Source organism: Leptolyngbya sp. CALU 1928 (assembly GCF_056784215.1).
Window position 1 is genome coordinate 46676 of record NZ_JBXBCE010000003.1, and the last position, 13116, is coordinate 59791.

At 49.3% G+C, this 13116-nt stretch carries 5 protein-coding genes; all 5 read right to left on the reverse strand.

Annotation, left to right across the window (positions count from 1 at the left end; translation table 11 throughout):
* Nucleotides 1-25: 25 nt before the first annotated feature.
* The gene (locus AC1S5B_RS18415) at nucleotides 26-1432 is read right to left on the reverse strand and encodes a transglutaminase domain-containing protein (protein WP_482037160.1); all 1407 of its coding nucleotides are present in this window, start codon (nucleotides 1430-1432) and stop codon (nucleotides 26-28) included.
* Nucleotides 1433-1456: 24 nt separating this feature from the next.
* Nucleotides 1457-4285, reverse strand: coding sequence for a helicase-related protein (locus AC1S5B_RS18420; RefSeq protein ID WP_482037161.1), 2829 nt, complete (start codon nucleotides 4283-4285; stop codon nucleotides 1457-1459).
* Nucleotides 4286-4301: 16 nt separating this feature from the next.
* Nucleotides 4302-6368 (reverse strand): 3'-5' exonuclease, encoded by a 2067-nt coding sequence (locus tag AC1S5B_RS18425; RefSeq protein ID WP_482037162.1) that lies wholly within the window; start codon nucleotides 6366-6368, stop codon nucleotides 4302-4304.
* Nucleotides 6368-11890, reverse strand: a complete 5523-nt coding sequence (locus AC1S5B_RS18430) for a DEAD/DEAH box helicase (RefSeq protein ID WP_482037163.1) — start codon at nucleotides 11888-11890, stop codon at nucleotides 6368-6370. Before AC1S5B_RS18430 ends, AC1S5B_RS18425 begins: the two co-directional genes overlap by 1 nt.
* A gap of 232 nt (nucleotides 11891-12122) precedes the next feature.
* A complete protein-coding gene (locus tag AC1S5B_RS18435) occupies nucleotides 12123-12974 on the reverse strand; it encodes a helix-turn-helix domain-containing protein (protein ID WP_482037164.1) in 852 nt (283 codons plus the stop codon).
* Between the last annotated feature and the right edge of the window lie 142 nt (nucleotides 12975-13116).

Below are 13116 nucleotides of genomic sequence, written 5' to 3' on the forward strand. Positions count from 1 at the left end.
GCTCTACTCCTAGCTAATCAACCTATCAGCTTTTGTTGAACTCAACTTGCCCAACATAGCCATAACGTCCAGCCTGATCATCCCCACTAAATAGACTCACCTCATAGGTACCTGAACCTGGTAAAGAACAAGAAATTTGGTTGCCTCGAATAGGTTGCCCCAGGCAATTTTGAGATTGCCCGCCTCCTTTAGAGCTGTAGCTTGCTATTAACCACTTCTGGCGTGGGTTCTCGATTTGTAGCAATGCATCACCCTGCACGTCCGTTTGCGATCGAGTTGGAAAGACAAGCTTTAACCCATCCGCAAAAAACTGAGGTCTAAGCATGGGCTGTCTCAGAAATTCGCCACGGGTTAAAGGGATTTGTAATAACTGCCATGCTGAATCGTCTGGGAAATGGCTGATTGCCATTACATTAGGTGGTGGAAACAGATAGCTTGTCTTGTACTGCTTAGTAAAACCTGAGCGATCGACATACCCGCTATCCCAGGTGGCATCAATCAAATACCAATCCCCATTCACTTTTGCTGCATTCCAGGCGTGCCCTTGACCATTCAAGTCACTGGTTTGACTGCGGGAATCACCTACAACATAAATAATTTCCTCACCTGCCGCTTTTCCTAAAGCCTCCAGTAATTTGGCATAGCCAGCACAAACCGCTGTTCGCCGTTGAAAAACGGTTGCTGCATCTTGAGGAGGGTACTGCCCAGCAAAATAGGCAGGGGCATCATAGGCAATGTGGTCTGCAACATAGTCATGTAGAGCCTTGATCCTTTGTACAGGGTCTTTTTCTTGCTGGACGATGTACTGGGCTACAGATTCAATACTCGTTTCTACACTAGCTGGCATGTTTGCAACAGCAGGATGTATGCCAACGCCCTCCCACGGCCACTGGCTAGCTCGTTGTGAGGGCTTGGGAATTGGTGTTGAAGTTTGAGTTGTAGAAGGTTGTGGTGGAACGAGTGTCGAATCTGCGTACTGCTCAAATGGGTTTTGGTGGAACGATAAATAAAGCCATTCCAATTGATTAGCTAGATAGAATAAGCTCCTTCGTGTAACTTCAACGGCTGTTCCCTGACGACCATCTAGCATCCAATCGCCACGAGTTGAGAGGGCTAGAAATGAAGTTTGGGGGCGAAGTGCCAGCAGGCAGGCAATAAACAGAAAGTTGAGGATGAGAGTCCGTAGGGTGATGCGATCGCCCCACGACAAAGTTCTAGAAGCCTTACGTTTTTTATATCCGCACAAATCCCAAACAATTGGAATCAGCGGAAATAGCAGAATTCCTGAAAAAACGGTGAGCCAGACCGGACCATTGATATACGCAACCAGGGATGATGCCAGCCATACTCCCAAAATCGGCGTGGAGAAAATAAGGAAGTAGAAGCCAACTTTAAGTAGAACTATCGGTAGATCAATGAAAAGAAAGCGCATGACAATCGCCTGTTACTGAAGAAACTAGGAGAGGAGTGAAGGCAGGTAGATAAAAATCCCTAAAACATCCGGTGGTAGTTGCGGTTCAACTCGGTAGCTGACTCCTTTCATCCGAGCGGCAGTCCGAACTCGGCGATGAGCATCTAAGAGTTCTTGCCCTCGTCTCTCAGCTACTTGCTCCAGATGAGGACGGAGCTGATCGAAGTTAGCAATCACTTTTTGTAGAAAGTCCCTTGCCTGATCAGCGCCAATATTGGTATCTGATCTAGCTTGCAGCAGTTCCTCAGCGATTGAGCTGTCCAACCATTCAGCGTTCTGAGGAGAGCCTGCGAAAGCGAGTAGTTGGCAATCCTCAGCGAGTAATGGATGTTCTGTCTCACCTCGCTTCATCAAGATATGGTAACGAAACCGAGTGAGCAATAATGTGGTGCGCCGTTCCACCTGACAGGTACGAATCACGCCACAGCGTCTGGCTACTGCATCCCCAAGTGGATCTAGAGCAGTATCCATCACATGAGTTGCCAACCCTTCTACAATCGGGTGTGTCCGGCTGAGGTACAGTTGATGGTCTTGAATAGGCAGCTCAAAGCGAGCCTGAAACTGGTCGTAGCCACCAATCACTTCTCGTAGGGCTTTGGGCACCTCTGTCAGACTGAACGTTATGCCTTTGCGCTCCTTTTGAACCGTTCCACCATAGATTTGCAATGCCTCTTGAGTAAAAGCCTCGACATCCACTCCTGAGCCAATTGCCGAGCGAACCGCTCGTAGCTCCTGAGCGACCTCCTCAACTTTGATCGTTTCTTGAGCAAACATGGTGCGCGATCGCTTTTCTCGATCTTGGGCAGCTTCCCACTGCTGGAAGAGTTGGTCTTTTTGCGGCTTGTAGAAGCTGTCATCAAATAATGTCAACTGTGCTGCCTCGCTATGCGATTGCTCCCGCAGCAACAAACCCTCAAAGATGGCTTCCACCAACTGATCGGTATCAACAGGAACAGGGACAGAAATGCCAAGGGAACTGCGAATCGTCCGGTGTTTCCTAATCAAAACATCCAACACAATGCCGTCTATCTGGTTATCTGTGCCGTAATAGGTCAAAACTCGCACTTTATCGTTGGGTTGCCCATAGCGATCGACCCGTCCTTCTCGTTGTTCATGACGAGTAGGGTTCCAAGACAAGTCATAATGCAGCACAGCATTAAAGTCTTCTTGAAGGTTAATGCCTTCACTCAGACAATCCGTACAGACCAGCACTCGCTTAGGGGCTGTTGCCAGTTGCAGCACTCGTGCCTCCCGTTCTTTGGGGGGCAGGCTACCGGTTACTGCTGCCACTTCCACCCCTTTAAGCGCGTTTCTCAGATGCTCCGCTACATATTCTGCCGTTTGAATAAATCGACAGAAAACGATGGGCTGAAAGCCGTCTTGGAGAAAAGTCTTCACCAAATCGATTGTCTTTTGGAGCTTGGCATCCTTCTTTCCCTGCAAACCTTCAGCTTCCCGCGCCATTCGCAGCAAGCGATCGCGGTTCTTCTGCTCATCCGTTGCCACCTCTCCGATATCGCTCCCCGGCAGCACATCTACTCCTTCGGCTGCTTCGTCGTCCATTAGGTCCAGCACAGTACGGCGACCGATCTCATCAGCGGCTTCTGGGGTGTCGGTGTCTGCGGTGTCTGCCCGATTTCTTAGGGTTGCGACGGCTGCTGCCGGGCTGGAAGCCAGAGAACGTAGTAATGCCAGAGCAGACCACCACCGTACTCGCTGTCGATAGCGATTGCCCTCTGCCGGATCTTGAACGATTTCACGGGCATACTTCAGAACTTTTTCAAACAGCTTTTTATAGTCTGGCGAGAGGGTATATGTCGCCTCCTTATCTTCCCGCATGGGAAATGGGGTATCTGCGTCCAGGTAGGTTTGGATATCCCCACGTCGCCGTTGAACCAGATGAGCCGCAATTTGACGGCGGTACTGCTCATTTTCCTTTCCAGTCAGATCGTCGGGTAGATCTTTAAAAGCCGGATTCACAAGTCGCAAGAGCGAGCGGAACGCTTCTTCCTTCCCACTGTGTGGAGTCGCGGTCACCAGAAGTAGATGGCGATCGGGGTCAGCCGCAAGACCAGCAATCAATTGGTGCCTTTGATGTCGTCCCCCTCGTCCTTCTCCAGCATAAGCGCAAGTATGAGCCTCGTCCACAATCACCAGTTCTGGGCATGTTCGTAGAAACTCCTCCCGTCGATGCTCAGACTTAATGAAATCTGTTGAGACAATCACATAGGGGTAGAGGTCAAATAGCGATTGCCCCAAACGACAATGGCGCTCCAAACGAGTCGCTGTACTGGAGAGTACTAACTCGGCTTCAAGATGGAATTTCTCCAGTAATTCTCGTTGCCACTGCTCTGCCAGATGGGGCGGGCAAAGAATGGCTAAGCGTTCTACCTCTCCCCTGTCCAACAATTCCCGTGCGATCAGACAGGCTTCAACCGTCTTTCCAATCCCCACGTCATCAGCAATCAAGACCCTGACTGGATCTAGCTTCAGTGCCATCAACAGAGGCACAAGCTGATAGGGGCGGGGTTCAACTGCAATTTTGGCAAAGGAACGAAAGGGACCAGCGCTAGAACGGAAACCCAACCTCACCGCATCTCGCAGTAACCGACAAGACCGATTATCGCCAGGTTGGGTCGGATCAGGTAGATCGAACTGGGCTGGTTCAACAGTCTCCAAGGGAATATAGATACCTGTAACTTCATCTTCAGTGCCCCCTAAAGGGCGCAGAATAAGCATCTCATCAGTAGATTCAGGAAGAACTACCCACTCGCGATCACGTGCCTTGACCAATGAACCAACCGCAAAAGTCATCGATTCTTCTCCTACTTCATACTTTGGCTTGCATAGGAGCCGTCAGCACCGCTTCCAAGAAGCGACTCGGTTGACCCACCCAGGTTGCAAAAACCTCATCCCTTGCCCGTGTCACGCTAACGTAGAGCAATTGCTTTTCGCGTTCAAGGGCTGCTTCCCGCGATAGCTGATCTGGCATCTGGTTAACCAAATGAATTAATGGCATCTGATCATCCACCAGGTTAACGACAAACACCGCTTTGAACTCCAACCCCTTTGCCCGGTGCATGGTGCCGAGATTAATGGCGTTTGCTTGTGGCTCTGTGTCACGATTCAACCGCTGACAAGCTAGTCTTGCCGCCTCCAGAGTGGATTCAACAGGTTTGAGCGCATCATTCGTACGAGCAAAGATAGCAATTTCATCCAGTGCTAATCCTTGCTGCAAAAGCTTCTGGATCTGATCATTGATGAATTGAAGTTGTTGAGGCTGAGTTTTGAATCCATGAAGAGTTGGCTCTGGTCCTCGTAGCAGGCTGATCGTACTCTTTCGCTCTTCTGGTTCTCCATCCAGGTCATCGCGTTGATCGCCCACAAGCTGGTCAGCAAAACTACGGATTTGCTCAGTGGTGCGATAGTTGATGCGGAGAATATGCGATCGCCCTCGCACATCAATCCCTAGACTTTTCAAGCTAGTCCGTCCTGCAAAAATCCGCTGTCCTGCATCACCCAGCAACATCAGGCGATCAGTTCCTTCCCCTGCAAGAGCCGCCAGAAGCTTAATCTCCTGGGGACCTAAATCCTGTAGCTCATCTACGATCACAGTATCGAAAGGACTTTGAACTCTGCCAGTGTTGAGTAGTTCGACAGCACGATGGCAGATCCCCGACCAATCCGTCTCTCGTTGCACATAAAGAGCTTTAAGCACCTGCTCGAAAACCAACCAAACCTGCTTACGATCCTTTACTGTTAATGGTTGCCCTCTACCAGTACGGCTGGCGGTACGATATGACTCCCAACTCGTAATGCCCTGCGCCTGAATCACGCTCTCCCATTCCAAAGCCAAGAAAGTAGAACTGAGTGGACAGCTTGGCTGATTAAAACGTTCAATCAGCTTTTTAATGGCATCGTCATCAACAACTTCCCAAGCCTCGCCAGCTTGCCCAAGCAACTCTCTTGCCTGTCGATGCACCGTCGTTACAGTAATATGAGCTAACTCTTCTGGCGTACAGAGCAGTTGTAGATTACGCTCCAGGTTGTGGCATAAGGTCGTGACAAAGCTGGTCAGTAAAACCCGCTTTCCTTGCCTAGCCAGGTATCTTGCCCGATGCAACCCCACAACGGTTTTACCTGTTCCCGCAGCTCCAGTCACCTTCACAGGACCTTTGAAGGAGCCAGACGCTAGTTGTTGCTGAGATGGGTGCAGGAAAGCAATCCAGGTTGCCAGGGGAGCATCCAGTAGTTTCAGTAAATCCTGATTGCTGTCAAGAACCGTAAATCGACGTTTCGTATCAGGACTGGCGATCGCGGGCTGATCCTCAGCTAAAGGCGTGGGAGGTGTAACAAATCCACCTTCTGCTAAGTCCAGCAAGCGTTCTGCAACCTCTTCTGGCAGCTCTAGGATGGCATTTAATAGAATATCTTTTGAGCGAATCTGCCGAATTGTCGGTAACCAGGTCGGCGGTACCCCGAGGCTGAGAAGGTAATCATCTGGATACTGGGCAAAGAGTGAGGGTTGACTAGAAGGGGTGGGGTCGGCTCCCACAATAGTTGCTACCACTTCTGGAGCGACTACAATCTGCAAGGCTCCTGTTTTGATGTGTCGCTCGATCGTTCGGGTCTTCGCCCAGTTGTAGGCTTCATCGTGATGATCAACATACAAAACAGTCCACAAATCGCCTTCTTTATGAAGGATGGCTCGTAGGTCATCACTGATCCTGCCCGACCATAAGTTATCATTCTTAATCTTCGTGAGCCGTTCCAGGCTGAGGCTGGGGTAGGCTGGGTTTTCCCAGAACTTATCGAGGAATGCCCAAACTCGGTGTGCTTCATTGGCATTCAGCTTACGGGCAGCACTGGCAAGGGAATTGCTAAGAGCAATTGGCATTAGCTATCCTCCTCTAAAGCTTGGAGGATAGCGATTGGATTTGCTGTCTTCTGATCAAGTAATAGTACTTTATACCCTTGAGCCTGGAGCGCCTGCTGAACCACAGATGCCCCTGGGCTGCTTGCATCTACCAACCTCAAAATGGCACTATTTTGAGCCACCTCTGCAATGAAATCACCCACAACCTGCCCGTCTTGCATGACATCTCCCCCTGCTTCAATTTCAATCCCTTCAACTTCAGCAAGAGCCTGGATGAAGCTATGCCAAACAGGGTCAAATAAATCTAAATCGAGCGGTGCCCCGGGCGTGTCCTGATCAACAACATTAGCCAATAGTGTTGGTTGAGCAACGCCAAAGACATGAGGGTATTGCTGCAAAATTGTTTCCCAATCCGACTGCAAGCCAAACCGAATGACTGAATACCCTAAATCCTCCAAGCAGTCGGTCTGGTTTTGATCTCGTTGAGCACGATCGCGATAAAGATGGTGTGGACCGTCGATATAGACAGTTGTCATCTCGCTTTCGTACAAGAAGTCAGGGCGAGTCTTACATGCTGAAATAGAAGCTTGAGCCTTAGATGGTAAACGGAATCCCCTTATCTCCAGGTAATCTAACCAGTCTTGCTCTAGAGTTGATTCCGCTTGCTGCATCAGTTGTTTCAAGTGTTCGGAACGGGGTTTAGCAGCAGGAGCCGCAATGACTTGAGTTTGAGCTAGTTGTAGAAGTAGATTCCGCAACTCCTTGCGATCGAGCAACCCATGGTCCCGTTGATTACTGTAGTTCATGAGGCAGTCGTAACAGGCAGCTTCACAATCCTCTTGAGACTGTAGTGCGCGGTGACGATCATCTCCGGTCTGAGGGTCAAAGTGACAAAGCTCCAAAGCCGTTTTGGCGACTTCAGCCAATCCTTGAGGATCGTCTAAAAGCCGTTTCAATACGCCTGCACCACCCTCTGCTGATTCGTAGAATAGAATGAGGCGACGGCTATCACGAGAAGGGAGTGGTTCGGCAGCAAGCTCATTATCTTCGAGCTGATACTGCACTTGAATAGCTTGTTTGAGTGCAGCTTGCAATGATGCCATGACTTCGATCGAAAGGCGAGAAGCCGGTTCTAGTAGCAGGCAGTTTCGATGATCTTTGACGAACGGAATAACTCGTGTCGTTCGAGCAGACATGGAGTCAGCGTCGGTATCGTCTACAGCTTGTTCGTTCTTTGCCCAATACCCCCGCTCAGTATCTAAAACAAAGCCATATTGATTTTTGTCTTTCCGCCTTGCCCAACCCAAATTAATGCGCCAAAGGTCTGCGCCCTGTGCATAGGTGAGTTTTGCTAGAGTTGCTCCAGCTTGTTCTACAGTGGCAACTCGGTAAGATGGTTGACCACCACGCTCTGGGAACCGAACGCCTGTCCGAATCTCGTAACCGAGTCGAACGCGTTCTTCCTCATCACTGTTAATCTTATCGCGTCGCTTAGCTGTCACATTTTGCAGCTGAATTAGCGATCGCAGTGAGCCATTGAGTTCAGTGTTGCAGCGTTCGCAGTTGTTAAGGGTGTCCGGTTCGGCAACCGGATGGAGATAACCACAGCTTGGGCATTGTTTTACTTGCCCCGTGGTGATGGGTTCGTCCGTATCGGAAACTGGCAGAATCACTCGATTGATCAGGTATTTGGAGCCCTCGTGGTAGACGATCGCGCGTGGTCCAAATTCTGAAATAGCTAGGAACCGGGGACGAGACAAATATTCCTCCCGTCCTTTTCGTCCTCGGCGGGCTGGAATGAATGCAGATAGGGGAAGACGAGGGAAATTGTATCCAGGGAGAAAGCCTTCACTAGCAAAATAACGGTAGCTGTAGAAGTCAGATTGAACAAAGTTATTGGTTTCAGTTAACAGTTGCAGTTGGGCTTCTGCCTCTCGCCGTAACCGTTTCGCCTGTTCCTTGTCATTCGCACTACGGGAAGCATCCTGGATCACTTGGTTCTGAAGTTGGAACTGAGCGAGGGCAGCTTTATACAGATCTCGCCAACGATCGCACGCTCGATCAAACTCCTGAGCAATATGAATGAGTACGTCATCTAACCAGCGATCGCTGTACCAATCGGTCGTTTGCAACTCGGTTTGAATGGTAGCCAAAATACGATTAGAGCGAGCCCTTGTCCGCTGTCTTGGCTGATTATCCTGAAGAACAGCTTGAACCGAATCTACCAGCGTCAGACTTGGATTCTCACCCATAACGTCCAGCAAATCCTTCAACGTGGTTCCCAGGCTCAACTTCGCTTCCGCTAACCAAATAGCATGGATGTGTGCTCGGATCAAATCTTCGTTGCCCAAGTCCAGTCTTGGCGGCGTGACTGCTCCTGTAACCATTTTCTCAGGTCGCTTAAAGAAGTATTGATCGTGGGAGCTGCCGGTAGAGCAGTAGGAAAAAACCAGCGCGGGCTGACCGCCACGTCCAGCACGACCACTACGCTGAGCGTAATTAGCAGGGGTCGGCGGCATGTTACGGAGGTTGACCACATTAAGATCCGCAATATCAACCCCCAGCTCCATTGTGGGTGAGCAATAGAGTAGAGGTAACGCTCCTTTCCGGAAGTCTTCCTCCCGCCTTTCTCGCTCATCAGCTGGTACCTGAGCGGTATGCTCCCGTGCTTCTAGCCCTTGAGCTGTTGCCGCAATCGTGCGGTAGAAATGGAGAAAAAACGGATTTGGCTTACTGCCAATTTCAGGTTGTTGGGGAACGCGAATTGGGTCATGGAAAACTTTAGAGCCGTCTCCGGTTAACCAAAGTAAGGCAGAGGCAGGAAGTTGATAACCTGGTACATCGCTTTCGTTACGCGGTTCCAGCACAATCTCGACAAGCCCTGCTTCTTTTAAACCCTTCAATAAATCTTGGATGATGACTTCGGTATCTGTTAGTTTGATACGTTCCTGGAATGCTTCAAAGGTGCCTCGTCGTCGAAGATACTGTCCAAAGCCACCCCGAGCAGAAAGATAAACATAGCCACGATAGTCATCTTTACCCCTAGATCTGGGCAGCAAGATAGAGGCATGCTCCATTCGCTCGTTCTCATCGATCGCCCAAGGAGCAATGAGTTTTTGTGAACTTTGCTGTTGAATCTGGTCTTGACAAAGCTCATTCAAGTAGTCAACCTTAATCGCAAGCTCACGCCGCATATAATCGAGTAAAACTTTTGCAACTTTCACTCGTGTTTCGGGTCGAGCCATTGCCAGGGTGGGATGACAGTTCTGCCATACATCTTCTGCCTCGCAGACCTCACAAAGAGATAAGTATTGGATTTCTAACAAGCCACACTGCTCCAAATTAGGAGAGGTGATACGCCATCCTCGTCTCAAGTCTAAATAGAGACGATAACCCAACACATTTCGCAATGCCCGTTGCGTGTCCGCTAAGGCTTGAAAGCGGACGGAAGCATCACTGGCGTATAGGGGCAACGGCAAACTGAGAGCATCAAAAACTTTTTGGGTAATTTCTTCGTGGCGCAGTCCATCAGCACCTGCTGCATCAACGGCTTTATAAAGGGCTGATCGTAGTAATCCAACCTCAATAAAATCGTTGAAATGTCCTGCTTGTAGGGAAGCATCCTGCCGATTATCAGTGAAACTGAGTAGCTTTTTGGCAGTGTCTTCAAGGCTAGTTTGCTTCAAACTCAGAATAGTAGACAAGCTGAGGATGGTTGTTGCAGTGCTACGTCCTTCAGAACCGAGCGAGGTTAATTTACCAAAATCCGATGCTTGTCTAGCACCGTAAGACACTCCACAATTCAGACAAAATCGAAAGGGCGCTTTCAGGTAGTGCCCCGCCAATCCCTCTTTTCCAATAAAACCGTCGTGCTTTAGACGAATAGGTTGAGGCAAATCTGGTAGGCGATTTTTCCGAATGAGTGTACCTTTGGTCGGGTGTTCTTCTAGCCAGTCATCAGGTAGTTTGTCGATCAAGGTCTGAATCTCATCAGACCAGGGATGATTTGTACTGATGTGGAAGAAGCCAGACTCGCTCGTCATGTCATTCAGCACATCGTTCAAGCTTCGCGGTTCTAGCTTCCATTGGTCAGAGTCAGAATCATGGGTTTTTCGGACAGAGTAATACTCCTGCCCACACTCTCGGCAAAAAACAAGGGGTAGCAGGACTCGATCACGATCTCCAGGAACATACTGCTGCGCTTGCAGAGTAAGATGCCGCTCTGCTTCTGGCTCTAAGGAGCCGTATATGGTATCTCCTTTACTAATGAACTGGTGTAAGCGGAAAGCGAAAGGCGAATAGCCCGTTTCTGGATTGGGACACTGATATCCCCCTAACAGTCCTTCTTGGAGGGCATCTACACACGGCTCAAGCGCCAGCCCAGTTAGCTGGCTCAACTCCCATGCAGCACCGCCTTTACCCGTTAAACTACGGGGTTGAGCACGTACTAATCGAGAACTGCCAGACTCAGCTTTTACTCCAAACGTACTCTCGATCCAAATCGAGAGTGGATCGGCAATAAACCCAGCGTAATCTTTGGGAGACTGTCCAGTTGGGTCAGTAATACGACCAATGAGTTGCTGAATCAATTGAAAATCTTGCAAATTACAGTCTGGAGTGGTGCGTTTAAGGGTTTCACCGATAACGTGTTCTGGCTGTACCTTTGCCCCAAAAATTTGTGATGCGACATCTGCAACTGCTGCCTGCCGTTCCTCATAGGTGCCTGCGCTGGACAAAGTGGCTGAAGTTCCAACACACTGCATCTGGTTACTTGCTAGACGATCTCGAACTCGCCGCACCAACAGAGCAACGTCTGCCCCTTGTCGCCCCCGATAGGTATGCAGTTCATCTAAAACCAGAAACTGTAGTCCTTGAGCGGCATTAATTAAATCCTGTTCCCTGGGTCGGGTCAGAATTAGCTCCAGCATGACGTAATTGGTCAGCAGGATATCCGGCGGATTTGCTAGAATCATCTGCCGATCCGCCTCTGACTCTTGCCCGGTATAGCGAGCGAAGGCAACAGGCTGATGCCCGTCCTCATAGCCTTGGCACAAAAACTTCTCCAGTTCCTTCGCCTGACTGTTCGCCAAGGCGTTCATGGGATAAACCACGATCGCCTGAATGCCTTGCCCCTTCCCGCGCTGAAGAACGTGGTTCACAATCGGAACAATATAGGACAAGCTCTTACCAGAACCAGTTCCCGTTGTTAAAACATAGTTGTGTCCACCTCTGGCTATGCGGATAGCATCCGCCTGATGCTTGTGTAACCGAAGTGGGTTACCCTGATGCGGTGGATGATCTTTCTTAACCCGAAAAATACGGGAGCATTCCGAGTGCAGTACGCCTTCTGCTACAAGATCATCGACCCAACCACCAGACTCAAAAGAAGGATTAAGCTGAATTAAGGGATCGGGCCATAGAATGCCAGCATCGAAGCTTTCCTCAACTTTCTGTCGGATACGGTTGTCCTGGATCTCGATGAAGCTGGTGACATAGTCAGAGTAGTCCCGGACAAGGCGATCGCGAAAGTCAAAGATATTCATACACTGGTTCGGGATAGAACTTTTAAACTGGGGCTTTGGTCGCAGGTTCATCCCATCTCACAAAGGCCCGCTCACCAACTCTTTTAGTATTCCCAGCATGAATACACCCTCAACAGTGGAGCCTTAAACCCCTTTCCATTAAAGCAATTCCCAACCTAATTGCCAAAGGATCAGGAATCAGCCTTTCAGTGTTTCCCGTAGCTTACCAATTTGCAAAGTGCTGTAAGGCGAATTAAACAACCGTTACAAGCTTCAGAGTGAGAAGACGGAACCACAAAGCCTGTTGACTTACCTCGTAGCGCTTAGCAAGGAAGGTTAGATCGTTTGCACCATACCGCTCAACGTCCTTACGTAACCACACAGCAGGCATTAATAAGTCAGCCGCAAACTGATTTGCCCTAGTTTCTGCTTTAGAATCCTGTAACTTTTCCAAGTCAGCCGTCATCGAGACTTCTGTAAAATCCAGGAAAAGGCTTTGCGAGCGGTCATAAACTAAATGTCCAATCTCATGAGCAATGCTGAATTGCTGACGCACTCGTGGATGAGCTTCATTGACCCCAATGCAAAACTGATTTTGATGGCTTATGAAGATCCCTGAAATTTCGTCCGGCAACTCCCATTCAAACACTGGCACTCCTAATCCGACTGCAACATCGCGGGGAGAAACTGGAGGTTCCTCAATTTTGAGGTCAGCCAAAACTCGCTCAGCAGCTTTTCCCGGTCGCAAATTCTCCAAGCCTGATGGCATTTGCTTAAGAGTCCGACTGTGTTTCTGAGCAAATGTTAAAAATGCTAGAACGGGTTCTCTGGCTGCTGGACGAATTGCGTGCGCTCTTAGGCGAAAGGACTCAATGCCCTGATAAGGGGTCTCAGTTTGAAGAAAGTGGTCTGTGGGCAATCCAAGAGTTTGAGCAATTTGTTGCAGGTCTTGAATACTAATTCTGCGTTCACCAGATTCAAAATGGGAGATAGTCGCTGGTGACGAATAGCCAATTCGCTTGGCCAAGTCCTGCTGAGATAATCCCACACTTTCACGAGCACGCCGAATCCGCTCTCCGATTGCATGGTAAAGGTCATCCGCCATAGCTCCACAACCTACAATACTTTTTCTGTTGCTAGAATTTAAATTTCACAATACGTGAATAGCATAGCAAGATTTGACACTTTCAGAGGACTTGTGTATCTTAACTCTAAGATTTCACAATTTGTGAAATCACTCTCAAGCT

What these genes read in the sequence shown, in the direction of transcription:
- AC1S5B_RS18415 (WP_482037160.1), bottom strand. Translation starts at nt 1,432, where the DNA reads ATGCGCTTTCTTTTCATTGATCTACCGATAGTTCTACTTAAAGTTGGC.
- AC1S5B_RS18420 (WP_482037161.1), bottom strand. Translation starts at nt 4,285, where the DNA reads ATGACTTTTGCGGTTGGTTCATTGGTCAAGGCACGTGATCGCGAGTGG.
- AC1S5B_RS18425 (WP_482037162.1), bottom strand. Translation starts at nt 6,368, where the DNA reads ATGCCAATTGCTCTTAGCAATTCCCTTGCCAGTGCTGCCCGTAAGCTG.
- AC1S5B_RS18430 (WP_482037163.1), bottom strand. Translation starts at nt 11,890, where the DNA reads ATGAATATCTTTGACTTTCGCGATCGCCTTGTCCGGGACTACTCTGAC.
- AC1S5B_RS18435 (WP_482037164.1), bottom strand. Translation starts at nt 12,974, where the DNA reads ATGGCGGATGACCTTTACCATGCAATCGGAGAGCGGATTCGGCGTGCT.